The organism is Paenibacillus sp. FSL R5-0519, from assembly GCF_037974275.1.
Taxonomy (GTDB): domain Bacteria; phylum Bacillota; class Bacilli; order Paenibacillales; family Paenibacillaceae; genus Paenibacillus.
Map to the genome: position 1 here is coordinate 5406444 of NZ_CP150234.1, position 24338 is coordinate 5430781.

Here is a 24338-nt window from a genome sequence, read left to right on the forward strand (position 1 = left end):
CAACAGTGACGCCGGATGGGAGTGTTAAGACAGGATCGAAATACCTATGGATATGTCAAAAGACCCAATTTTACAAATATCGAGTTAATTTTTACAAATTGTTATGACTATGTGAGATTTTCATGTGGTAGAATATGGACGAACTCATGAATTAACTAATATTTGGGAGGGATTTGGTTGGGTAAATTAACAGGTATGCGCGGAGTATTTCTAAAATCACTCCTCGCATTGTCCATGGCTTTGCCGCTTCAGATCGGATTATGGAACGGAGATGCATCGGTTCATGCGGAAGGACCGACAGACCCGGCACCATTCATCCAAGCGAAGGTTGTGAACCAAAATGCAGGCAAGAAAGTATTGTTCGACAACTCACACGGCCAGACGGCTGGAGCAGCAGACTGGGTTATCGATGGAGGTTTCTCTGACTTCGGGAATGCACTCGCGAATGATGGTTATTATGTCAAAGAACTTCGCAAGACGACTCCATTTACCTATGATGATCTGAAAGAGTATAACGTATTCGTTATTGCAGAGCCTCAAATTCCTTTCAAAACATCCGAACAGGCAGCACTCAAACAATATGTTGAAACAGGCGGCAGCATCTTCTTCGTTGGAGATCACTATAATGCAGACCGTAATAAAAACCGCTGGGATGGCTCTGAAGTTATCAACGGCTATCGTCGTGGAGCATTCGAAGATCCAGCCAAAGGCATGAGCACAGATGAGCGTAATTCTGAAGCCATGCAAAACATCACCAGCTCGGACTGGTTGTCCGATAATTTTGGCGTTCGATTCCGCTATAACGCACTTGGCGATATCAATGCCAATATCGTTGTACCGGCAGATCAAGCCTTCGGCATCACAGAAGGTGTGTCGGCTGTAGCCATGCATGCCGGCTCAACCCTCGCAATCACTGATCCGGAAAAAGCAAAAGGCATTGTGTACCTGCCAAAAACAAACGCCAAATGGAACAACGCGGTGGACCAAGGCGTATACAACGGCGGCGGGATCGAAGAAGGTCCATACGTAGCCGTATCCAAGCTTGGAGCAGGTAAGGCTGCCTTCATCGGTGACTCCTCTCCAGTAGAAGATGCATCGCCTAAATACTTGCGTGAAGAAACGGGCATACGCAAAACAACCTATGACGGATTCAAAGAAGTCGATGATGCCGTATTGCTCGTGAACACGGTGAACTGGCTTGCTACACAAGAGAACTACACGGACTTCACTCAAGTAAACGGACTTGAACTGGATACAGCTACAGCGCTGTTGCCATTCGAAGAGCCGGCTGCTTCTACAGAACCACAGGCTGAACCTTGGGCCGCACCTGCTGCCGGATACAAGTGGTACGATCGTTCCACGTTCAAGGCTGGTTCTTACGGCGGCCCTGCATCCAGCGCAAATGCTTCTTACAGCTTCGTGAAACAGGATACGCTTCCGAATGCAGAAGACTTCCAGATTCGTGTCGTTGTGGAGAACATGGCTCCAAACACAACCGTATCCGGTTATAGTGCTGGTATCTATCTGACTGGCGGAACACAGGTAGCCATGATTCAGAATGAAAGTGGTACTTGGCCGACATCGTACGGTTACAGCTCCACATTCAGTGTAACCTCGGATAGCCAAGGTCGCGGGATCAAAGATCTGAATGTACGTATCAAACCGGGTACAACTGGCGCTGCGAGCCTGCGTCTGCGTCTGAATGGCAGCAACCTGATTACCAATGCAGTAACCGTTGGCAATGTGCCAGCAGAGCAGCTTCCGGAAGAAGAAGGACCGATTCCAGCAGCGATTACCGTTGCTGAGGCACGCACCAAAGCTGTCGGTACTACCGTAACCATCGAAGGTGTTGTAACGACAGAACCAGGTGCATTCGGGGGACAAGCCTTCTATCTTCAAGATGAAACTGCCGGAATTTATGTCTTCCAGCACACAAGTGGCTTTCATGCAGGTGACACGGTGAAAGTAACCGCAGCAACAACCATCTATAACAGCGAGTTCGAGCTTACCGACATCGTTGCGATTGAGAAAACAGGCACGGCTTCCGTACCTGCTCCAATCGAAGTTACAGCCATTACAGATGGGAACCAAGGACAACTGGTTCAGTTGAAAAATGTAACGATTGAGAATATCATCAGCGCTACACCGGTTGGATCTTTCGAATTTGACGCAGTGGCTGCGGACGGAGCAACTACACACATCCGTGTAGACACCCGTACAGGCGTGACGGAGACTTCCTTCCCTTATACTGCTGGGGACAAAATTGATATCACAGGCGTTTCTGCTATTTTCAAAGACGTATATCAATTGAAACCTAGAAGCTTGAATGATTTTGTACCTGCTGAAGATCAAGGTGGAGGCGAACAGCCTTCCACTCCAGCTGCGGGAGCGCCGGGTAAACCCGTGCTTTCTTCTGATAATGGATATACGACTGGCCTGTTCGAAGGTTCGTATAACGTAAGCATGAACCTCTGGTGGGGTGAAAATGGTTCCGAGTACAAACTGTATGAGAACGGTGTTCTGATTGATACGCAGAAGTTGACTGCGGCTACACCTTCTTCACAGTTTGCTAAAACGGCCATTACTGGCAAAACGAATGGCACATATACTTACGTTGCCGAGCTGACCAATGACAAAGGCACAACACGCAGTGACGTGCTGACGGTACAAGTAACGAACGCCTCCCCTGGCAAAGCAACATTGTCCCAAAACAACTGGGATGGTGATGGCAACTACAGCGTATCCATGAACCTCTGGTGGGGTACGAACGCAACCGAATACCGTCTCTATGAGAATGATGTATTGATTGATACACAAACTTTGAAAGCCGCTACACCTGCTTCTCAAAGTGCAACAACGAACGTGTCCGGCCGTGCTAACGGAACATATACCTACCGTGCTGAGCTGATCAACGCCGCAGGCGTAACCAGCACAGAGACAATTACAATTCAAGTAACCAAAGCGTTGCCTTTGGCTAGCTAGGTCTCAATAAAGAAGCCTAACGTTTAACCAAGCAACAAAAAACCGAAACCAACATTGCCTGATTCACAGGGCACCCTGGTTTCGGTTTTTTTTGTTGGAAGGACACATGTGTCGGTAAAACGGGTGAATTGGTTGCGTTTATTGATGATCATGCCTGTAGGACCCCTGGCCAGAAAGTAGACACTCGTGGCATTTATGGCACTTAAGACACTCAAGGCAATTATGGAGATTATTTCAATAATTGCATTTATGACGCTTGTGGTACTTATGCAGTAATGGCACTTATTGCATTTATGACACTAATGGCAATTTTGGCGCTAATGATAACTCTGTCGGCCTCTGCCTTCCAAATTGCTGCACTCCATAGGCCCTAACGAACCTGACAGATCTTATTCAGCCATTTTGACCGAATTCCAAAATCTAACGAACCTCAGCATCGCTATTGAACTACATTTCAGCAACCAAAGGATCAAAACGGACAAAATGCAACATATAGCGTCACTACGATTCGTTAGAATTCCAGTGAGGCCTTATGAGGCAATATAAGTGCTCTCAAGTTCGTTAGCCCAGCTCCTGCAAAGCAAAGCTACGCTACATGGTTTAAATGCCTTAACTTAGCGAAGATGCAAAGCGCTGATTCATTTCAATCGTTCCGGTTCATTCCATTTCTTCCAACCTAGGATACTGTTCCATACAGCAGCATAAACAGCCACGGCGATGACACTGATGACAAAGATCAAGTTCATGTGTGTAAGCGAAGCGCTTCCCGTGAAAACGATTAGGATTGCACTGAGTCCAATATTCTCTATGTTATGCTTTTTAAACTTCTGAAAGAACATTCTGTAGAGTAACAGGAGTACCATAAACCCAATCCATATATATTGAAATAATTCCATAGGTCACCTTCCTTTTGAAAAACTGATTACTTGTAATGGTTATCTATGAGGAATATCGATTAATATCCTTAATTCCCTTTATATAGGAATCTATTAATACTACATGTAATTGGAAATTAATTCAATCCTCGGTCTGCATATTCTTTGAACATCCTTATTGAATAATGATCAGCACGGCAATAAAACATTCTGTTGTTGATTTGCAGACACAAAAAAGACTATCCCTGCCATTATTCTGGCACAGAATAGCCCTCTATTCTTACTCTATTATCTGTTCTTACTTTATTATCTAGTATACTTTGTAGAACCAATATCTTCGTAGCCCCACAGAAACCCTACACCAACTTCTTACGAATATACCCTGAGATCAAGTCGATAATCGTGATCATCACGATTATCCCCAGCAGGATAATCCCTACTCGCGGCCAGTTCCGAGTACTTAACGCGAAGATCAGCGGTGTACCAATCCCCCCTGCGCCGATTACCCCCAGTATGGTCGCAGAGCGTACATTAATCTCGAACCGATACAAGGTATAGTTCAGGAATCCAGGCATAACCTGCGGCAGAATGGCGAACCACAACTGCTGCATGCGATTGGCTCCGGAGGCAAGCAGCGCCTCAGATGGGCCGTAGTCGATATTTTCAACTTCATCGGCGTACAATTTGCCTAACATGCCGATGGAATGCAATCCGAGGGCGAGTACCCCTGCGAATGATCCGGGACCCACTGCCTTGATGAATAACAAGGCCATGATAATCTCAGGGAACGTGCGGATGAAGCTGAGTACCATTTTGCCTGCACCGGAGATGGAACGATGCCCACTCATATTACGGGCAGACCAGAAGGCAAACGGGATACAGAGTACAGCCGAGATCACGGTTCCCAACACGGAAATCGCCAGTGTATCGAGCAGTCCCCGAAGCAGGTCTTCACCCTCTGGCAAGTATACAAAATCCCAGTCCGGTGAGAAAATACCGGCTACAATGGCCTTCATAATCTGACCAGCGGTTTCCTTAAAGCCAGTAAACGGTACGCCGGCGAGCGCCCAGACATATACAAGGATCAGCAGTAACACAATGACCCAGCGAAGCGGGTTCTTCCGTGGTTTTGGCCGGATGCGGCTTGTTTCGTTTTTCATCATAGCAATTTCTCCCGCAGCTTAGTACTTACATAATCAATGATCAGAACGATGACAAGGGTAAATAGAATGATTACACTGGTCTTGTCATACTCCAGGAATCCAAGTGTGGCCTCATAATAGAGCCCAATTCCTCCGGCTCCCACCAGTCCGAGAATGGCAGCGGCACGTATATTAATTTCAAAGGCATATAACACATAGGATGTGAACTGGGCAGCCAGTTGCGGCACCACGCCATACACAATGAGCTGAATCCGGTTCATACCAACAGCCGTCATCGCTTCCAGCGGCCCCTGATCAATCGTTTCCAGTGTCTCATACGTGAGCTTCGCGATCAGACCTACCGAGAACACAGCCAGCGCCAGGATTCCGGGGATTGGGCCCAGACCAAATACGGCTACAAATAGAGCAGCAAGCAGCAGATCCGGCACGGTCCGAATGAGGTTCAGCAGAAAACGTGCCGGATAGTAGATCCAGCGGCTCGGCATCAGGTTACCGGCACAGATGATCGAGATCGGAATCGCAATAATGGCACCAATGGTTGTCCCGATCAGGGCCATTCGGATCGTTTCCAGCATGCCTTGCACGATATTATCAAAGTAACTCCACCGAGGTGGGAACATCTCCTTCAGCAGGTCCAGCATGTTGGGAAAACCTTCATACAACTCCGTAAAGCTGGCATCTGTCTGCTTCGCACTGGCCCACAGAAGGAGCAGAATGATCACGAAGGTGAGCAGATGTTTCGTACGCCCAGGCGGTTTCGGGCGATTCACAACCTGAGCCGGGCTGGAACCAGGTTCCTTGCCCACTCCGCCTGCATTCTGAAGTGGAACGTTGGACTGCCCCTTCATATCACAACTTCTCCCTGCTCATGCACAGCCTGCTTGTCCAACAATTCGTCAGCCAGAATCTTTCTGCCGTATATTTCTGCAAAGCGCTCATCCGTTGCCTCTTCCACCGGACCGTCGAATACCACCTCACCTGCTCGCAATCCGACAATACGGGTCGCATACTCTCTCGCCAGATCGATAAAGTGAAGATTGACGATGGTGGTAATCCCGAGGTCTTGATTGATGCGTTTCAGGTCATCCATGACCTGTTTCGTTGTAAGGGGATCGAGTGACGCAACCGGTTCGTCGGCCAGAATGATTTTCGCTTCCTGTGCCAGTACACGGGCAATAGCCACACGCTGTTGCTGTCCACCGGATAGCTGATCTGCACGGGAATAGGCTTTCTCCGAGATGTTAACCCGATCCAGCGCAGTGAAAGCCAGTTCAATATCCTCTTTGGGAAAACGACCCAGAATGGTTCGCATGGTGGAATGATATCCAACTCGCCCAGCGAGTACGTTACGTAGTACACTGGACCGTTTCACCAGATTGAAACTCTGGAAGATCATGCCGATGTCACGTCTGATCATGCGCAGCCGTTTGCCTTGCGCCTTCGTGATGGAACTTCCGTTAATCAGAATCTCGCCCTCACTAATGTCGTGCAGCCGATTAATGGATCGCAGGAGAGTTGATTTACCCGCACCCGACAGACCCACTACAGCAATGAATTCCCCCTGCTCAAATTTTAGATTAATATTATCCAGGCCCTTGGTGCCGTTAGCGTAAGTTTTGGTAACGTTATGAAGCTCAATCATGGCAATAATCCTTCTTTCATTCATAATGATCAACCCTACCTAAGTGCTTGCTACAATGGCACAAGCCAGCGCAGCGTAGATCACGCTGAACTGGCCTGTCCATTGCTACGATTAAGCTGTTCCCATCCAAGAAAGCTACTACAAAGTGAACAGATCCCGAACTACTTTTGGATCCAAATTATTCACCTTTCACTTTTTCGCCATACTGACGAACGATCTCAAACTTGCTATCATCGGATTCTACATAACCTTCATGCGTATAGATTTCTTTGATGATCTGGTGACCTTCCGTATCTTTACCGATATCGATGAAGGCTTGTTTGATCTTCGCAGTCCAATCGGCATTCATGTCGGTACGAACGGCAATGGTATCGTTAGGAATAGGCTCAGTGAACGCCAGTACACGTGTATCTTCAAATACAGTCGGATAGTCTTTGGCTACCGTGTTGCGGGCATCTTGGAAGATCGCTGCTGCATCAACATCACCGTTCAATACAGCGATCACACCCTGGTCATGACCTTTCAACGTTACAGGTGTTACATCTTTCAATGGGTCAATGCCTCTGTCGAGCAACAGACCTGCTGGCCATACATAACCTGCGGAAGACGTTACGTTTTGGTAAGCGACTTTTTTACCTTTAAGGTCTTCGATGGATTGGATCGGTGAATCTTTTTTCACGATAAACATGGATTTATAGGAATCCGCCAACTGTTCGGTTGGAGCACCTGTCTCATCATTTACACCAAAACGTTGTGCTTGCAAAATAACCTGTGCAGCGCCTTTTTCTTTTGCCAGTACATAAGCTGTCGGAGGCAAGAAACCTACGTCTACTTTGTTGGAAGCCATTGCTTCAATAATCGTGTTGTAGTCCGTGGATACGCTGACTTTCACCGGAATGCCTAGTTTGTCACCCAGCAACTTCTCGAGCGGTTTTGCTTTGGCTTCAAGCGTGTCTGCATTCTGGGAAGGAACAAATTGAACCGTCAGTTCCGTTGGCACATAACCTTCGACAGCTTTCTCTGTCTCTGTCGTCGCCGTACCGGATGCATTGGAACTCGAATTCTCTCCGTTAGCCGAACCATTTGTACTACCAGACCCACAAGCACTCAGAAACAGAACCAAAATCAACAATGGTAAAAATAAAGCAGACTTCTTCAAACGAACACCCTCCAAAGATTTTCTATTTTTCAGTACTTGTCTACTATAATTGCCAAATATTTGCGCGATGTGAAACGAAATTTGGAGTTTTGTAAAGTTTCCTGTCAGGCTGTCAGCGCGACTTGTAGTCTGTTAAAATAGGCTCATTATGGTTGAAGATATGGGAAGAACTTATATATTAGAGGAGATTGTAAAATGACATCCATACACCCTACGGCAAGCTTCGATATTCTGTATACCAGTGATCTGCACGGGGCAATTCGCCCCATTCATTACAATACCAATGCGTACCGCCCGGCTGGGCTTGCCTTGCTGGCTTCCCTGATTCGTAAGGAACGCGAACGTTCACCTGAACTGATGCTGGTGGATAACGGGGATCTGCTGCAAGGATCACCCTTGGCCTCTTATGCAGCTTCACAGACTTCTAACAACGAAGGGCATCCCTTCATCACAGTACTGAATGAACTCGGATATGATGCTGCGGTGATGGGTAACCACGAGTTCAACTATGGTCAGGATCTGCTGCGCCGAGCAGTTGACGCTTCCAACTTCCCATGGCTGTCAGCCAACATTGTGCATGATGAGCACACAAGAGCCAATGGATCAGAATCTTCGACAGATCTACCAACAGGCGCAGCTCTGCCAGCCTTCGGCCCTCCCTATCTAATGAAGACACTCTCCTCCGGTGTTCGAATTGCACTCTTGGGTGCAACGACACATTATATCCCGAACTGGGAGCATCCGAAGAATATTGAAGGTCTGCAGTTCCTTGATGCCTTGGAGACCATTCGTACATGGGTTAACTATATACGCGAGCATGAACAACCAGATGTAATGGTTGTCAGTTATCATGGCGGGTTTGAGAGTGATCTGGAAACAGGAGAGCCTGCCGAACGGTTAACTGGAGAAAATCAAGGCTATGCCATCTGCCAAGACATTGAAGGCATCGATGTGCTGCTTACCGGACATCAGCATCGTCAGCTTACTGCTAATATCCACGGCGTAACCGTCATTCAGCCAGGATTCAGCGGAAATGGTGCGGGGCACGTCTCCGTTCAGTTGGAGCAATCATCGAGCGGGAAATGGAAGATTACAGATAAGAAGGCTCGGTTGTTGCTTCTGGATGAACATAATGAGGAAATTAAGCCTGATGCTACGATTATGAAGCTTACGGACGAGCTGGAAGCTGAAGCACAAGCATGGCTGGATCAACCGATTGGCGAGGTTGCTGGGGATTTGTCCATCTCCAATGCAACGGCTCTGCGGCTTAAGGCGCATCCTTTTATTGCTTTTGTACATCAAGTGCAGATGGAAGCGACTGGAGCGCAGCTCTCCAATACCGCCATGCTTAGTGAAGAAGCCCGTGGTTTCGGGAGTCACATCACCGTACGAGACGTGTTATCCAACTTCATTTATCCTAATACTCTGACGGTGCTGGAGCTGAGTGGTCAGGATGTCCGGGAGGCGTTGGAACAAACGGCTCGTTACTTTGAAGTAAATGCTTCTGGCGAGGTGGCAGTCAATCCGGCTTATATGGAACCCAAACCTCAGCATTATAATTACGATATGTGGGCTGGCATTGAATACGAGCTGGATATCTCCCAGCCTGTAGGCAGTCGAGTTGTGAAGTTGGAACGTGAAGGCAAAGCCATGGACATGGATGGCATGTACTCTGTGGTGATGAACAGCTACCGTGCTGCTGGCGGCGGAGATTATGCGATGTATCCGGGCAAAAAGGTACTGCACGAAGGCGCGACAGATATGGCCGCACTGGTAGAGGATTACATCCGCAAACACCAGCCGTTAACGGTGGAGCAGGCGGATAACTGGCAGGTTGTTGGCAGCTAAATGAGAAAGAGCAGATCCTGATACAGGATTTGCTCTTTTGTTTTCAACCTATTGCTTACTTGTTCTAATTGATCTATCCTGACACGTCCCGTTATCCGATATATTGAAGAATTAACTGATATATTGCTATGGAAAATCCTAAGATACTCGCTTTCATTTTAGATGGATGATTTCGTTCGTTGCGAATTAAATACAAGAAAACCACGATAAATCCTAAAGGAATCCATAGCTCAAAGACACCTTCTCTTGTACTTTGAGAATAAATCGGAGTAATGAATGTACTAATCAAAAAATAAAAGAAAACCGTAAAACGTCTTGTTTCTAATTGCTTGCTCCACCTTACCAGAAAGATAATAATAATGATTGCGATAATCGTAATGTGTAAAGGGGGGAGAAGAATAGCAGCATTCCCAAATTTGAATTCCATTCTGCATTGCCCTCCTCTCTGTTAATGCATTACTTGATGACTATAGGCAGCAATTTTCTCATTCTTCAAAACCGCCGGCAACCTTTTAAAAACGGACCTATTCCAATATATCCTTATTTTAACATACAATCACAGTTCCATTTCCCACGTTTATTCAATAAAATATGCAAAAAGAGCAGAACTGAGGAGCATCGTGCCCTCATCCCTGCTCTTTTACTCTTTTTAAAGCTTTCTAATTCATGTCACATATTATCCAAAGCTATTGCGCCTTTTTACGCAACTGACTGTAATACAGCTCGCTGTAGAACCCGCCTTGTTCCAGCAGCGCTTCATGCGAGCCTTGCTCCAGTAAATGCCCATCCTTCAGCACCAGAATTCGATCGGCCTGGCGGATCGTGTTCAACCTGTGGGCAATGACAAAACTGGTCCGTCCCTGCATCAGACGTTGCAGTCCTTCCTGGATTTTGATCTCTGTGACGGTATCGATGCTACTCGTCGCTTCGTCCAGAACGAGGATGGAAGGGTCCGCCAGAATTGCCCGGGCAATAGCGAGCAGCTGCTTCTGCCCCTGACTGATACCACTTCCGTCGGCCTGGAGCACTTTGTCGTACCCGTCCTTCATTCGCACAATGAACGAATGGGCATTCGCCAGTCGGGAAGCGGCTTCCACCTCTTCATCCGTTGCGTCCAGACGGCCAAACCGAATATTTTCCCGGATCGTACCCTGAAACAGGAATGAATCCTGAAGTACAAACGCCATATGGGATCGTAGATTCTCACGCCGAATGGTGGTCATATCACGGCCATCTACCGTTAATGTGCCACCTGTCGGATCATAGAAACGGGATAACAGCTGAATCAATGTTGTTTTCCCCGCTCCGGTCGGACCTACAAGAGCAATCATCTCACCCGGTTTCGCTTCAAAGCTGATATCATGCAAAATGTTACGTCCTTCATCGTATCCAAAGGATACCTTGTCGAAACGAACGGCTCCCTCCACCTTATCCAGAGATACCGCTGCCCCTTCATCCTTCGCTTCCTCATCTTCGTCCAGCACCTCGAATACACGCTCAGCCCCCGCAATTGCGGACAATAACGTATTCCACTGGTTCGCCAGATCGTTGAGCGGACGGGTAAACTGACGGGCATATTCCACAAAGATAATGATCACCCCGACCGTAACGGAACCCTGAATCGCCAGAATACCACCGATACCCGCAACAATTGCAAAGCTCAGATTATTCAATCCATTCATCAGTTTCGGAATAAAACCGGAGATGGTCTGTGCCCAGAATCCGGAAATCCGGATGCGGGTATTCCGTTCCTCAAAACCGCGAATCACCCGCTCCTCTTGGGAGAATGCCTTAATGATCTTTTGCCCGGATAACGTCTCTTCAATATAACCGTTAAGTTCACCCAGATTGCGCTGCCGCTCCTTGAAGAGTGGTCCCGTTCTACGTGTAATCCAACGCATACCAATGGCCATCAAAGGCACAACGATAAAGGTAAGCAGGGTCAATAGCGGGCTGAGCCACAGCATAACGCCAAACGTTCCGAGCAGCGTTAATACACTTGAGAAAATCTGGATCGCTGAGCTGTTCAACGTACCGCTGACATTCTCAATATCATTGGTCACCCGACTCATAATCTCCCCTTGCTGGCGTTTACCGAAGAATGGAATCGGCAGTTTGTGCAGATGGGAGAACAGATCATACCGCATGCGGAACACGGTTTCCTGTGCAATTTCGATCATCCATATGTTTTGTAACCAGGATGTTAGAGAGAACAAGACGTACACTGCGGTTAATCCAATCAGAAACCGTGTCCAGCTTGAACCGGCTTCACCCGCGATGAAATCATCCACGGCCACCCCCACCATGTAGGGGCCAAGCAAAGCAAGTGCGGAGCTGGCAAACACCATCAACAGTACCATGGACAGCTTAACCTTACGCCGTGCCAGATAGGTCCAGATCCGACCTAGCGTACCGGACCAGTTCTTCGCCCTTGCCTTGGGTTTGCGCCCACCGCCTGATCGTAACGTCTGCGGATCAATCGGGGGTGGCGGCTGACGGAAAGGCTCAATGAATGCTTTGAACATGCTGTGCACCCTCCCCATATTGTGATTCATGAATTCGACGATACAGCTCTGACGATTCCATCAGGTCTTCATGTTTCCCTTGTCCAATGAGTTGTCCATCATCCAGCAGCAGAATCAGATCAGCAGATGTCGTTGAACTGATCTTCTGGGTGATGATAAACGTCGTACACGACAATTCTTCCAGTGCATCCAGCAGTCTGCCTTCTGTCGCCACGTCCAGTGCGCTCGTGCTATCGTCCAGAATCAGAATTCTTGGTCTGCGCACCAGTGCTCGTGCAATGGAAAGTCGCTGCTTCTGTCCACCGGAGAGATTCACTCCCCGTTGACCCAGCAATGTATCATAACCGTTTGGTAAATTCTCAATCGTTTCATGGATCTGGGCGCGCTTCGCCGCTTCCACAATCTCCTCCAAGGTAGCATCTTCCTGACCCCAGGCAATATTCTCCCGTATGGAACCGGTAAACAGCACAACCTCCTGAGGCACATAACCAATCGAACCACGCAGCATGGACAGATCCAGTTCTGTTGCATCCGTACCATCAATCCGTACCTTGCCTTCATCCTCTGTGTATAACCGTGGAATAAGCTGCACCAGTGAAGATTTGCCTGAGCCTGTTGCTCCCATAATCGCAATACGTTCCCCTGCTTTTGCAGTAAACGTGATGTTATCCAGTACTGTAATTTCACTATTCGGATAACTGAAACCTACGCTGCGGAATTCAACCGCTCCCTGCACAGTGCGCTGTTTCTTCGTTGAGTACATAGATTGCGGAAAATGCGAAGATTTCACAGATCCGACAGATGGTGCAGAAGTTGATACCGCCTTATTCTGTTCAGTCTCTGACGTATCCTCCGTATTAAATACTTCATTCAATCGTTGTGCCGAAGCGCTTGCTCTGGAGAACGTCACCAGAATCCATGACAATGCAGACATGGCACCGATGGTGCGAAGCAGATAGTTAATGACCGCAACCACTTCACCTACGGTTGCATTACCGGAGGCGATGTCAACTCGTCCAAACCATAACACGGCGATGATACAGACATTCATCATCAGCAACATGAACGGCATCGTGGTCTCCGTCAGGCGCAGCGCGGAGATTGTGCCCTTCATCAGCTTGCCGCTGAATCCGGCAAAGCGTTCAATCTCATGGCCCATCCGTACGAAGACACGGATTAGCCGAATGCCTGTCAGATTCTCCTGGATGACTCCATTGACGGCATCCAGTCTGCGCTGCACATTACGGAACAGCAGCGCTGCCTTTTTAATCATCCACACCACAACGACGAGCAGGACAGGAACCATGACAACCAGCAGCAGACCCAGCCTCGGATTCACGATCACCGCCATAATCATGCTACCGATAACCACCAGCGGCACCCGTGTCATGAATCGCAGACTCATGAAGACCGTGTCCTGAACCTGGGTCACATCCCCTGTTAATCGGGTGATCAGAGACGATGTTGCAAACCGGTTAAATACGGCATAAGAGAACGTTTGCACTTTCTCATACAGCTTCTCCCGCAGATCGTATCCGAACCCCAGACTCGCATGGGACGCAAAGAACGAACTGGCAATCCCGGCAGCAAAAGCCACCACAGCACTGCCAACCAGCACACCGCCCCATATCCAGACGACAGATAAATCCCCCTGTTGAATCCCGTTATCAATGATCTTGGAGATCAGATAAGGCTGAGCCAGCTCCACCGCAAGCTCAATTAACATCATGACCAGGGCTGCAATCGCGGCAACTCGGTACTTCTTCAAGTAGTACAACAGCTTGATCATAAGCATTCCTCCGGCTCGGAGCACCCTAAACCGATAACACGTTCCAGCTCAGAGCCTCCATTAGACATGTTGATTTCTCCACTGCGTCCAATATGTAATCATTTCTATGTACACATATGGTTATTATAGCGTATTTTACAATGCCGCTTCTATTCTTATTACCCTACTTTTCCCAAACAACAAACTTATCATCATTTTGGCAGCAAAAAATGAAGCATCCCTTCGCTACAACGCATAGAACCCTAACCACCGATCATCCCGGTAGTCAGGGTTCTATGTGAGACCTAGGCATATAGCTCATTCGTTCAACTCATTCCAATTCTGTTCATCACTACTATGACTTTGCTACTTTCACTTTCCGTAGATCTCCTCTACACGTTCTTCCTCATTTGTAGACAGCAGAACATTGAGCAGCCCCATGGCATTATTGGCATCACTTCTCGCCGTCTTATACATCTCGGCAAACGCCGCTTCATCCTGCTCCGGGTCCATCTCTGCAAGCTTGCCCCACGAAGTACGGGCTTTGTCGTATAGCGTACTGAGCGTGATGTCACGTGGATGCTGAGCAACAGGTGCCATGGATTCAAATTTTGCTGTCACACGGAAGAAATCCATAGCGTCCTGGAACGACGTACTGCTGTAATCCTTATTTTTCATCGCATCTTCTGTGATTAACAGACCTTCACGGGCGATAAACAGCGTTTTCACCATGGCACGTTCCAGATTGGTTGCTTCTTCCCATGTTACATAAGATTCGTCAGGTGCTTGTACAGTTGTGAAATAAGGAAAGGCATCATCAATCAACCGCTGTGAATCGGAATGAATCGGCACCTCGGCATTCATGTCCACAACAGCATCACTATAGTTGGCCACATTTATATTTTTGGAATCGTTCTCACTAACCCGGCGCACCGGATGATCATTAAGCGGGATACGGATATAGCCGAGCTTATCCGCGTACTGCTGCTTCAACTCTTCCAGTGTAGAGTCCTTTCCAATCTTGCCGTCATCAGTCAAAGAAGATTCTTTGGCGTCTGAACCTGTCTCCTCACCAGCATTCGAACCATTTGCTACCGTTTCTGTTACAGCAGCATTCGAGCTGCTTGTTTCGGATGATGATGATGTCTCTTTCGCTCCACCACCACAAGCTGTCAGTATCGCTGCCACACTGAACATGACCGTAAACGTCTTTATCGTATCATTCCATTTCATCATATGATCTTCCCCTATCGTATGTATATTCCTGAGAAACATTAACCTCTACTCCAACCCTTGAATAACTTATTTACATAAATATCCTTTCAGATAACATAATCGATTCACAACTGAACACGTTCTACATTGTATCATAAGTCAAAAATGGGGTGTATACGACGATATACCTGTGTCTAAAGCCTTTTACTACTCGTGTATTAACTGACAAGATCGACACAAAAACACTGTCATCCGTATGGACAACAGTGTTCATGAGATGTGATTATTTAATTCCTTTGGCCTTCTCCATGTGTTCTGACCGAATCTGAGGATCGGTCGAGTTCACCGATGATAAAAGGGCGTGAATCGCCTGAATATCCTTCTCTTGAAATACAGTCTCAGGAACTTCAGACTCAAGTCGTTCCGTCTTGCGCTGAATCGTCTCCACCAATTCATGGTCATAGATGATCAGTTCATCCGAATTCACATATCTTACAGCAGGATCAACACTGATGCGGCAACGGTTCGTGAAGGTCACCATGGAGACGAGACGCACTCTTTTGTAATCGCCGAGGTGTGCATGAATGGCTTCCACATGTGCACGATGCTGCATGAGTGGATTGTACATTTTGACCCGGCTGCTGCTGACCGACCAATTGGCCTCTCTTCTTCCGCCGCGAATCTCACCTGTCGTCAGATTCCGGGTTTCGATTACAAAGATGGCCCTAGGTCCAATTACAACATGATCAATCTGCGAATAACCGGAGCGTGACTTCGGATTGGTAACAAGCAGATCGTTCAGCACTTTATATTCACTCGGAAGACCAATCAGCTGATCTGCTGTACTAGGCTCCTCTGGCTGGCGTGTCCAATCCCCTTCCGCTTTTTTCTTGCGCTTACTGCGAACCATACGCGGAGGAATGGCTGTCGTCGATGGTAAAGCTGAAGCTGAAGCTGTAATCTGGTTCGCAAGCTCTGGCTGTGTCTTGAACAGAGACAGGATTTTCTTGAACATGGGCAAGCTCCGTTCTTAGATAGTGTGGGTTACGGGTGACCATTACAGGAGGAATAACATCCTTTGACACACTCATTATGTAAACTTCTATTACTTATGTCGGATAAAGAGGGGTTAAAATAAAGGGTTAACGACCAAAATCTCTCCAATACGCAAAGTACATATGAACATTTAACCAATTCCGTGACTTTAGACGCATAAATAAGCCGTAAAATAAAAAAACAGCGCAACCTTTCCTGAATCGAAAAAGAGTGCGCTGCTGTTCTCTTGGTTGTTAAGCCTGAAGATAATAGGTGTAGAGGACCTGTGTCCCCTTCTCTTCCAGACCATTATTCGCTATTTCCTGGTACAGGGATTCGGCCAGAGCCAGCCCAGGCGTGTTCATGCCCATCTCTTTTGCAGACTCCAGTGCAATACCCATGTCTTTGATAAAATGTTTCACATAGAATCCAGGCTCATAATCGCCTGCGATCATGCGCGGACCGAGATTGCTGAGTGACCAGCTTCCGGCTGCCCCGGTAGCAATGCTCTTCAGCACGGTCTCCGCGTCCAGACCAGACGTCTTGGCATAGGCGAGTGCTTCGCATACGCCCATCATGCCAGAGGCAATGGCAATCTGGTTGCACATTTTGGTATGCTGCCCGGCTCCTGCCTTGCCTTGCAGCACAATGTTGCTGCCCATCTGCTCAAACAGCGGACGCACGGCTTCAAAGGCCGCCGAGCTTCCTCCAACCATAATGGACAGCTTGGCATTCTGCGCCCCAATATCGCCGCCCGATACAGGCGCGTCCAGTGCATGCAGTCCTTTGGCTTCCGCAGCTTCAAAGATTCGTGCCGCCAGTAGCGGACTGGATGTGGTCATGTCAATCAGATATGCACCAGGTTTGGCATTGGCTACGAGACCATCCTCACCGAGATAGATCTCCTCCACATCCTTGGGATAACCTACCATCGTGATGATGACATCACACGCGGCAGCCAGTTTGCCTGGTGTATCATGCCATACGGCCCCTTCTTTCACCAACGCTTCCGCCTTGGCAGCAGTTCGCGTGTACACATGCAGCGGATATCCCGCTTGCTGGATGTGCCCAGCCATGCTTTTACCCATCACGCCTGTACCAATAAAGCCAACTTTCGTCTCTCCAGGTGCCTTCGTTGTATTTGTCATCGCAGGTTTCCTCCCTATTTTCCCTATTTCTCTATACTTCGCTCAATGCTTGTCTTCGACATTGCTATATCTGTATGTTATAGCTTTCTGGTTAGTCCGTCCATCTCGTTTGCAGCTTTTTGTGAAAAAATCTGAAAAAGGAATCAATTTCCCATATGCTGTGCAACCTAACGGAAACTACCTTGAGCGGACGGTGAATGCCATGAGCCAGGAAAAAGGTCAAATTACGATCTGGCTATCCTTTTCCATCATTTTATTAAGTGCCGGACTGGTCTGTCACGTCTTGTCCATTCCTGCAATTCTTGAAGAGGCTGGTCGTGACGGCTGGTTGTCAGTTGTTGTAGCTGCACCGCTCTTCATGTTGTTTCTATGCATGATGTTTATCGTTATTCGGCGCGTGCGTGGACAGCGGTTAACCGATTGGATCACCCGAGAGTTTGGCATTATTCCATCGTGGATTTTTCGCATAACCGCTGCAATTTTGCTGCTTGCGTTAGGGACACATACTTTATATGAAACAACGAACTGGACGGTATCTACCTATCTGCCGTTCACACCCACCTATGTGTTAGCCGGAGTCGGTGTACTCGTTGCAGCATGGTCAGCAGCTAAAGGAATCCGTTCTATTGCCATGACTTCAAGCATCCTTCTGCCACTGGTTATTCTGCTTGGCTACTTCGTCATGTCTGCCAATATGAAGTATAAAGATTATGGTCAGTTATTCCCCATGATGGAACACGGCTTCGCTCCGATTATGCGGGGGATGATCTATTCTCTTGCCGGACTAATGGAGATTTGGATTCTAATGCTGTTCCAGCATGAGATCAAAAGCAAGCTTCGCTGGTGGCATGTCCTGTTACTTGGAATCTTCATGATCAGTATGGCCATTGGACCTACCATGGGAGCCATTGTGGAATTTGGCCCGGAAGAGGCTGCCAAACAGCGAAACAGTCCCTATGAACAATGGAAACTTGTGAATATCGGCAAGTTGTTTCAGCACGTGGATTTTCTCTCCATTTACCAATGGCTGAGCGGTTCATTCGCCCGAGTAGCCATCTCGATCTATCTTATCGTGGACCTGCTGGATATCCGCAGACCGAAGAAGCGATATATCGCCATTCTCTGTATCTCATTCGTTATGTGCGCTTTTGCCATCCAGTGGTGGCGCATTGATTATGTGGATTATTATGTGGACCATATCCAGTTTCCCGTCATGCTCGCTTATGTGGCAATCGTTACTGTCCTGTTAACGCTGGCCGCTCTCATTCACAAAAAGGACAAGGAGGTTGCTCAACATGTCGAATCCACCCAAAACAACACCAACAAAACCTGAACCGAATACACCTTTCCATATGACCGAACACAATCTGACAACCTTTTTTGCCGGGTCTGATGATGTCATCATCGATAAACATATATTTGGCGATTCGCAAATGAAGCTGATTATGTGCTATTGCAGCGGTATGGTCGATACTCAAGCCATCTATGATATCATTCTGCCAGATTTGAAAAGGACCTATGAATCAACTCATTTTGTTCGCATTTCTGACATCGAAAAAAATATCAGTCTCCAGTGGAGCACTCTTGATCTGAATGATCCGGCGTATGGGACTGAACTCATGTCCCTACGTGTATTTGAAGGACATATTCTCATCTGCCTCCCCTCTCTTCAAGCCATGTGGAGCCTAGACATTTCCAACATACCTACACGGACACCTGAAGAATCCACGACAGAAGTATCCATCCGTGGAGCGAGGGACGGTTTTATTGAACCTCTTGCCGTGAATGTCGCTTTGATTCGTACCAGACTCCGTACCAACCAATTAGCCTGCAATATCGAACTTATTGGCTCACGGTCGGCCACCAAGGTAGCATTGATGTATATCAAGAACATTGCTAACCCGGAATTAATTGAAGAAGTCAAGCATCGCCTTCGCACAATCGAAACAGAACGTATCATGACGGCCAATGAACTTGAAGAGTTGTTATCACCTGCCAAAATCACCTTATTTCCGTTAACTCACTATACCGGCAGGCCAGACTTTGCAGCAGAATGCTTACTCAATGGTCGCTTCATTCTCATTGTAGATGGTAATCCCAGTGCAATCATCGGACCCGTTAATCTGTTTCTGTTGCTCAAATCACCAGAGGATGCCAGCTTTCCTTTTTTACCTGTCAATGTAGGTCGCATGTTGAGGTTTATCGGTCTGTTGGTCACCATATTTTTGCCCGGATTTTATATTGCGTTAACTTCTTTTCATATGGATCAGATCCCTTTTCCACTCGTAGCAACGATATCTGTTGGACGGATGGGTCTGCCTATGGAATCTGGCATAGAAATGTTTCTAATCATGTTGCTGATGGAATTGTTCCGGGAAGCCGGGGTTCGTTTGCCAAGCGCTATCGGTCAGACTTTAACGGTCGTGGGCGGTCTGATTATTGGGGACTCGGCCATCCGCGCCGGTATGGTCTCCCCGTTGATGATTGTCGTTATTGCTGTAACCGTGGTAGCTGGAGCAACCATTGTCAATCAAGTCATGACAAGTTCCATCCTGATTCTTCGTTTTCTATGTTTTGTCTTAGGGGTAACACTGGGCATCTATGGGTTCATTCTGTCGATGATTTTATTTCTCATCTACCTGACTGATCTCAAGTCATTCGGCATCCCCTATCTGACGCCTTTAACCCCACTGAATTTCAAACAAGCTCTCTCATCTTTATTCAAAATGCCAACGGGCATTGGCAAACGCAGACCTGTCTATTTGGAGACGCAGAAACCGCGCAAGGAAGGTAATGAACGATGAACAGACTGTTGCGTCGCTGTGTACTAGGATTGTTTAGTCTTTCCCTAGTCATCATGACGACCGGATGCTGGAGTGCGTATGAAATTCAGCAAGTAGACTATGCCAAGGCGATCGGTGTCGATTTTAAAGACGGCATGTATCACATTTATGTACAGACACTGGATTTTTCGAGTATAGCCAAAAGTGAGAGCTCCAGTAAAACTGCGGAACCTCCTCCGATCTGGGTAGGTCATGCGGAAGGAAAAACGATGAGTCTCGCGATGAATGAGTTATGGCGGGCCTCGCAATTACACATCGCCTGGGGACATGTGACCGCGATTGTACTTGCAGAGGGTGTGTTGAATAACAAACACATCAAAGATGTGTTTGACATGTTGGGTCGCTTCCCCGAGGCCCGTTATACCACCTGGGTATATGGTACACGTGAACCTTTACTGGATATTTTGAGTACAGCATCCATTTACAATCTTTCACCGCTGGACAGCATCCTCCACAATCCTTTGCCCAGTTACATGGAAAATTCTTTATTTGCACCCGTACTCAGCTTCGAATTGATTGCAACGCACAATGATCCCGCAACTACAACGTATCTACCAGTCATTTCTTTGAATAAGGAACTCTGGCTGCAAAATAAAAAAGAACATGATTTGTTCCTGATCGAAGGAGCCTTTTTCGAGAGGACGGGAAAGAATTTTGAGTTCATGTCACACAATGATCTACCGGGTTACCACTGGCTGGTCAAAGGCATGCGCCGAGCACCCTTGCTGATTCAGAAGGACAATGTCATCTATGGAGCCCTCAGTGTTGGTCTGCCTACCATTAAAATTAAACCGATTATCCACGGAGATCACGTCACATTCTCTATTGATGCCAAATATCTAACAGCATTATATGAATATCTGGTTCCCATGCCATACGATGAAATGACCCGGATAAGTGAAGATAAACTAAAAGAACAGATTATGGAAACGTATCGCCATGGCTTGGAACGAGGAGTGGATGTATTCGGCCTGCAAGAAAAACTGTACCGCAAAGACCCGAAATTGTGGCACAAGTTATCCGGTGACGGAGAAAAATTAATTCTATCCGAGGATTCTATTGAGGAACTCAATATACACCTTACGATCCCATATACAGGGAAATATAAAAGGAAAGTATAGCAAAAAAAACGAAGCCCCTTGCCCGTCTGGTACGACGGATAAGGGGTGTTTGTTTATATGGATATCATTCGTTTGCAGTTCGGATTATGCGGATCTATGACTGCGAAGTTTCCATTCCATCAGCCAGCCTACTTCCTAATCTTCACTATGGAGAGATGAGTATATCATGTGACCTTCGTCATTTAATCCTTTTATGTCCCATATCATCTCGTGAATCGGCTGCTGGATTACCGCATACCACAACCTACCGCTGGATTGATCGGAAGAAGATTCAACGATCTCGGCTTCCACTTGTGCAGATGCCGGATCTGGTTCGTAACGAATATTTACCTGGGTAATATCAGCATTATGGAGATAACCGTATATAATATAGATCATTTTGCCTTTAGACTTCTCGTATCCTGATATATGAGAAGAAAGCGGCTCGGCCGGATTATCATGCAGACCACCGCCTAATTTGTCTAGTTCGGAGAACCACAACTTTTGCTGGATCAAAGCAGGAGTCAGGTTATTCGTAGTGAGATCTTGATATAAAACCAATTGTGTTCGCGGTTCAATAGTTGTAACTAGCTTTACCTGTTCTGGGGGAATGCCTTTTTCGCTTAAGATTGTGTCGATGTCTTGCGGACCACAAGAACGTATCAAAAACAGCATTCCAGCGAGCAATACAAAGAACTTCACGTACGTTCTCCTTTTCCAATTACGAGTCATACGCATACCTCTTTGTACACCTTCTTTACTACGATCAATTTATAAAATAACGGCAACGGCCGGCCTACGCTCAACTAACATTCACTTCTTATAATAATGCATGACCCGCAACCGAGTAGTCAGGATTAAGGTCTGAGGAATGAGCACAAAGACAATATACATCAGTACAATTAACCATAGATGTGCAGCAAAATTCTCTGCGCCAAACGATGGTTTCGGACGTTCAATCCAATACCACCAGCACGGGATGGCAATAAACCATGTCAATCCCGTCGAGAGGAACATGTCTTTTACATCGCTCCATAGAAAGCAGAACACCGCGACGAACAAAATAGGACCTGTCCATGAATTCAATATCGGGCCCCAGCTCTGAAAGACAAAAATAATGGCAGGATACAGAAAATTGATGGTCCAGCGCCAGACCAAATTGTTATAGATAAACATTATTCCTCCCAGCTCGGAAAATAAGGACGATTACTAAGGGTTCCGAGCTTTGCGTCGATCTTCGCGGTCGGCCTCTTCCATTCATTTACATATGTCATGATACACCGCTGTCTATTATAATAATTTATATTAAAGTGTGATTGGATTTTATTTCCATAAAAGGAGAATTAACGCTTATGCGAATAAAACCTGCAGCTCTGACCTTACTTATTTTTCTATTCTTATTAGGAGGATGTTCAAGTATGTCTACCTCAGATAAGCAAAGTATTGTTGAAACAGCTACACCAATAAGTGTTGAGTACATAAAGAAATACTATAATGCGGACTTTATTGTAACGAGTCACGATATTGATGATCCTTCCATTCATTCACGTCTATATTTATACGGTCATATAACGGGACATGAGGATGAACGTATCACCGTTTCCTATAACTACGACTCACAGGAGGTTATCAGTGTAGAAGGACCAGGTTGGTTTATCGATAGTCGAAACCCGAAAAAGGAAGTACCTTCTTCCTGAGAAAAAACTGCAAAGTGATACACCAAATTTTGTGTTTCATTAGGAATGGCCTGGATAAAACGTCCAGGCCTCTTTTTTTCAGTTGTTAGGCGTAGTTTATTTGTAACAATTTACCTTTATATATCCAATCATTATAAATCAATATCTGTATACCCGAAAACAGATCCTACAAAAATAAGCAGAAAGTCTGTAATTTCAGTTCGAATAGCTAAATAATATTCAATCCATCTAGGCCGTTTTGACCAGATAAACCAGTGATGTGCTTAATTATGGCAGAGAAATGAAGCGAGTAAGCATCATTTTGGATATTATTGCTCATACTACCTTCAGGAAATTATTGAAGGAGTGACAGTATGAGGTTAAAAAGTATCATCGCCGTTGGAGCCGTGTTAACCTGCTCAACTCTGTTATGGGGCTGTGGCAATGGCACTGTGAATAATGCTTCCCCGCAGCAGAATGACACCGTTCGTACGGAGAGTTGGAGTGATCCCAAACGACTGGAAGCTTCCCATCTTGAGGCGCTTGAGCGTATGGAGAAAGATCATATCCACCGGATGGTTTCGCTTAGTGCAAGTACAGATGGAGACAAAGTAATGACCATGCTTGAACGGTCGAGCCAAAAGCTGGAGGAGATGAGACCACTCGCCGAAATGCTCCAGCATGAAGGACATCCCGCTTTATTACAGCGAATTCAGGACATGTCAGGTGATATTCAAGGTTCCAAATCTGTCATTGCCGAGATGAAGAAATTGCCTCAGGATGGCAAGATTAAGATTCAATCCGAGAATTCTGATTCCTTGCATCACATCAGCAGCTTCCGCGATTACCACCAGTATATTCAGGGTAACGTACAATCTTTGAACAAGCATATTCCTGATTTACACTAAACAGTAACAGTCCGATTACTCTAGTGACTTCATAAATGTATGAACGAAATAAAGGATAGTTAGATGGGAAGATTTCTTCCTATCTGACTATTTACTTGTGAGCAGATATAGATAATTACTGTATTCTGCTGCGGTTTCTTTGATCTTCTCTGTCTGCTTCCTCCATTTTGCGAATGTATCGCTTCAATTCCTCTTTATGAGCTTCAAGTTCAGTTAGTTTCACAGATGCTCCCTCTACAAAAGACTGCATTTTATACGTTAACTCATCTGCCGATTTTCCTACCCAATCCTGCTGCAGCCTTCCATGAATTGCACGCATCTTCTGTTCCTGTTGTACGAGCCGTTGCTGCAATTGTTCGCATTGTTGAACAGCTCTTCGTAAATCTGACAGGGATACGGATATTCTGCCCATGTCCACTTTCCTCCAGTTAATCTATCTATATAAATTCCA

21 protein-coding genes are annotated in these 24338 nt (G+C 46.6%); 7 read left to right on the forward strand and 14 right to left on the reverse strand.

Annotation, left to right across the window (positions count from 1 at the left end):
* The first annotated feature begins 234 nt into the window (after positions 1–234).
* Positions 235–2982 carry a DUF5689 domain-containing protein gene (locus tag MKY73_RS24380; protein WP_339308742.1) on the forward strand — a complete coding sequence of 916 codons (2748 nt, stop codon included), beginning with the start codon at positions 235–237 and terminating at the stop codon, positions 2980–2982.
* A gap of 638 nt (positions 2983–3620) precedes the next feature.
* Here the strand turns inward: MKY73_RS24380 and MKY73_RS24385 are convergent.
* The 5 genes from MKY73_RS24385 to MKY73_RS24405 all read right to left on the reverse strand — a co-directional run bounded on the left by MKY73_RS24385 (position 3621) and on the right by MKY73_RS24405 (position 7821).
* On the reverse strand, positions 3621–3878 hold the full coding sequence (locus MKY73_RS24385; RefSeq protein WP_339303800.1) for a hypothetical protein: 258 nt from the start codon (positions 3876–3878) through the stop codon (positions 3621–3623).
* Positions 3879–4213: 335 nt separating this feature from the next.
* Entirely contained in the window at positions 4214–5020 is an 807-nt protein-coding gene (gene phnE / locus MKY73_RS24390; RefSeq protein WP_339303801.1) for a phosphonate ABC transporter, permease protein PhnE, read from the reverse strand.
* Positions 5017–5868 carry a phosphonate ABC transporter, permease protein PhnE gene (gene phnE, locus MKY73_RS24395; protein ID WP_339303802.1) on the reverse strand — a complete coding sequence of 284 codons (852 nt, stop codon included), beginning with the start codon at positions 5866–5868 and terminating at the stop codon, positions 5017–5019. Before phnE (MKY73_RS24395) ends, phnE (MKY73_RS24390) begins: the two co-directional genes overlap by 4 nt.
* Entirely contained in the window at positions 5865–6662 is a 798-nt protein-coding gene (gene phnC / locus MKY73_RS24400; protein WP_339308744.1) for a phosphonate ABC transporter ATP-binding protein, read from the reverse strand. Before phnC ends, phnE (MKY73_RS24395) begins: the two co-directional genes overlap by 4 nt.
* A 178-nt stretch (positions 6663–6840) precedes the next feature.
* Complete coding sequence (locus tag MKY73_RS24405) at positions 6841–7821, reverse strand: phosphate/phosphite/phosphonate ABC transporter substrate-binding protein (RefSeq protein WP_339303803.1); 981 nt, start codon at positions 7819–7821, stop codon at positions 6841–6843.
* Between the two features lie 195 nt (positions 7822–8016).
* Between MKY73_RS24405 and MKY73_RS24410 the strand changes: the two genes are divergently transcribed.
* Positions 8017–9669, forward strand: a complete 1653-nt coding sequence (locus tag MKY73_RS24410; RefSeq protein WP_339303804.1) for a bifunctional UDP-sugar hydrolase/5'-nucleotidase — start codon at positions 8017–8019, stop codon at positions 9667–9669.
* Positions 9670–9760: 91 nt separating this feature from the next.
* On the opposite strand, the gene MKY73_RS24415 is transcribed toward MKY73_RS24410, so the two are convergent.
* From MKY73_RS24415 to MKY73_RS24440, 6 genes are all read right to left on the reverse strand, one after another.
* A complete protein-coding gene (locus tag MKY73_RS24415; protein ID WP_339303805.1) occupies positions 9761–10096 on the reverse strand; it encodes a hypothetical protein in 336 nt (111 codons plus the stop codon).
* A gap of 259 nt (positions 10097–10355) precedes the next feature.
* A complete protein-coding gene (locus MKY73_RS24420) occupies positions 10356–12194 on the reverse strand; it encodes an ABC transporter ATP-binding protein (protein WP_339303806.1) in 1839 nt (612 codons plus the stop codon).
* Positions 12175–13983, reverse strand: coding sequence for an ABC transporter ATP-binding protein (locus tag MKY73_RS24425; RefSeq protein WP_339303807.1), 1809 nt, complete (start codon positions 13981–13983; stop codon positions 12175–12177). Before MKY73_RS24425 ends, MKY73_RS24420 begins: the two co-directional genes overlap by 20 nt.
* Before the next feature lie 351 nt (positions 13984–14334).
* A complete protein-coding gene (locus MKY73_RS24430; protein ID WP_339303808.1) occupies positions 14335–15198 on the reverse strand; it encodes a hypothetical protein in 864 nt (287 codons plus the stop codon).
* 262 nt (positions 15199–15460) lie between these two features.
* Positions 15461–16192: a nuclease-related domain-containing protein gene (locus MKY73_RS24435; RefSeq protein WP_339303809.1), complete on the reverse strand. Its 732-nt coding sequence runs from the start codon at positions 16190–16192 to the stop codon at positions 15461–15463.
* A 274-nt stretch (positions 16193–16466) separates the two neighbouring features.
* Complete coding sequence (locus MKY73_RS24440; protein ID WP_339303810.1) at positions 16467–17360, reverse strand: NAD(P)-dependent oxidoreductase; 894 nt, start codon at positions 17358–17360, stop codon at positions 16467–16469.
* Positions 17361–17562: 202 nt separating this feature from the next.
* On the opposite strand from MKY73_RS24440, the gene MKY73_RS24445 reads away from it, so the two are divergent.
* From MKY73_RS24445 to MKY73_RS24455, 3 genes are read left to right on the forward strand one after another with little or no spacing between them, the layout of a single operon-like run.
* Complete coding sequence (locus MKY73_RS24445) at positions 17563–18693, forward strand: endospore germination permease (RefSeq protein ID WP_339303811.1); 1131 nt, start codon at positions 17563–17565, stop codon at positions 18691–18693.
* Positions 18656–20164 carry a spore germination protein gene (locus MKY73_RS24450; RefSeq protein ID WP_339303812.1) on the forward strand — a complete coding sequence of 503 codons (1509 nt, stop codon included), beginning with the start codon at positions 18656–18658 and terminating at the stop codon, positions 20162–20164. The genes MKY73_RS24445 and MKY73_RS24450 overlap by 38 nt, the downstream gene beginning before the upstream one ends.
* Positions 20161–21324, forward strand: coding sequence for a Ger(x)C family spore germination protein (locus tag MKY73_RS24455; protein ID WP_339303813.1), 1164 nt, complete (start codon positions 20161–20163; stop codon positions 21322–21324). Before MKY73_RS24450 ends, MKY73_RS24455 begins: the two co-directional genes overlap by 4 nt.
* A 135-nt stretch (positions 21325–21459) precedes the next feature.
* Here the strand turns inward: MKY73_RS24455 and MKY73_RS24460 are convergent, their stop codons facing one another.
* Together MKY73_RS24460 and MKY73_RS24465 are read right to left on the reverse strand one after the other, a co-directional pair.
* Positions 21460–22005, reverse strand: coding sequence for a hypothetical protein (locus MKY73_RS24460; protein ID WP_339303814.1), 546 nt, complete (start codon positions 22003–22005; stop codon positions 21460–21462).
* A gap of 111 nt (positions 22006–22116) precedes the next feature.
* Positions 22117–22479: a hypothetical protein gene (locus tag MKY73_RS24465; protein ID WP_339303815.1), complete on the reverse strand. Its 363-nt coding sequence runs from the start codon at positions 22477–22479 to the stop codon at positions 22117–22119.
* 242 nt (positions 22480–22721) lie between these two features.
* Here MKY73_RS24465 and MKY73_RS24470 point away from each other — a divergent pair, with 242 nt between their 5' ends.
* Both MKY73_RS24470 and MKY73_RS24475 read left to right on the forward strand, forming a co-directional pair.
* Complete coding sequence (locus MKY73_RS24470) at positions 22722–23000, forward strand: hypothetical protein (RefSeq protein WP_338591354.1); 279 nt, start codon at positions 22722–22724, stop codon at positions 22998–23000.
* A gap of 353 nt (positions 23001–23353) precedes the next feature.
* Positions 23354–23887: a hypothetical protein gene (locus MKY73_RS24475; protein WP_339303816.1), complete on the forward strand. Its 534-nt coding sequence runs from the start codon at positions 23354–23356 to the stop codon at positions 23885–23887.
* A 115-nt stretch (positions 23888–24002) separates the two neighbouring features.
* On the opposite strand, the gene MKY73_RS24480 is transcribed toward MKY73_RS24475, so the two are convergent.
* Positions 24003–24299 (reverse strand): WXG100 family type VII secretion target, encoded by a 297-nt coding sequence (locus tag MKY73_RS24480; RefSeq protein ID WP_339303817.1) that lies wholly within the window; start codon positions 24297–24299, stop codon positions 24003–24005.
* Positions 24300–24338: the final 39 nt, after the last annotated feature.

Coding starts and splice junctions, on each gene's coding strand:
- MKY73_RS24380 (WP_339308742.1), top strand. CDS start 235: ATGGCTTTGCCGCTTCAGATCGGATTATGGAACGGAGATGCATCGGTT.
- MKY73_RS24385 (WP_339303800.1), bottom strand. CDS start 3,878: ATGGAATTATTTCAATATATATGGATTGGGTTTATGGTACTCCTGTTA.
- phnE (WP_339303801.1), bottom strand. CDS start 5,020: ATGATGAAAAACGAAACAAGCCGCATCCGGCCAAAACCACGGAAGAAC.
- phnE (WP_339303802.1), bottom strand. CDS start 5,868: ATGAAGGGGCAGTCCAACGTTCCACTTCAGAATGCAGGCGGAGTGGGC.
- phnC (WP_339308744.1), bottom strand. CDS start 6,662: ATGATTGAGCTTCATAACGTTACCAAAACTTACGCTAACGGCACCAAG.
- MKY73_RS24410 (WP_339303804.1), top strand. CDS start 8,017: ATGACATCCATACACCCTACGGCAAGCTTCGATATTCTGTATACCAGT.
- MKY73_RS24415 (WP_339303805.1), bottom strand. CDS start 10,096: ATGGAATTCAAATTTGGGAATGCTGCTATTCTTCTCCCCCCTTTACAC.
- MKY73_RS24420 (WP_339303806.1), bottom strand. CDS start 12,194: ATGTTCAAAGCATTCATTGAGCCTTTCCGTCAGCCGCCACCCCCGATT.
- MKY73_RS24425 (WP_339303807.1), bottom strand. CDS start 13,983: ATGATCAAGCTGTTGTACTACTTGAAGAAGTACCGAGTTGCCGCGATT.
- MKY73_RS24430 (WP_339303808.1), bottom strand. CDS start 15,198: ATGATGAAATGGAATGATACGATAAAGACGTTTACGGTCATGTTCAGT.
- MKY73_RS24435 (WP_339303809.1), bottom strand. CDS start 16,192: ATGTTCAAGAAAATCCTGTCTCTGTTCAAGACACAGCCAGAGCTTGCG.
- MKY73_RS24440 (WP_339303810.1), bottom strand. CDS start 17,360: ATGACAAATACAACGAAGGCACCTGGAGAGACGAAAGTTGGCTTTATT.
- MKY73_RS24445 (WP_339303811.1), top strand. CDS start 17,563: ATGAGCCAGGAAAAAGGTCAAATTACGATCTGGCTATCCTTTTCCATC.
- MKY73_RS24450 (WP_339303812.1), top strand. CDS start 18,656: ATGTCGAATCCACCCAAAACAACACCAACAAAACCTGAACCGAATACA.
- MKY73_RS24455 (WP_339303813.1), top strand. CDS start 20,161: ATGAACAGACTGTTGCGTCGCTGTGTACTAGGATTGTTTAGTCTTTCC.
- MKY73_RS24465 (WP_339303815.1), bottom strand. CDS start 22,479: ATGTTTATCTATAACAATTTGGTCTGGCGCTGGACCATCAATTTTCTG.
- MKY73_RS24470 (WP_338591354.1), top strand. CDS start 22,722: ATGTCTACCTCAGATAAGCAAAGTATTGTTGAAACAGCTACACCAATA.
- MKY73_RS24475 (WP_339303816.1), top strand. CDS start 23,354: ATGAGGTTAAAAAGTATCATCGCCGTTGGAGCCGTGTTAACCTGCTCA.
- MKY73_RS24480 (WP_339303817.1), bottom strand. CDS start 24,299: ATGGGCAGAATATCCGTATCCCTGTCAGATTTACGAAGAGCTGTTCAA.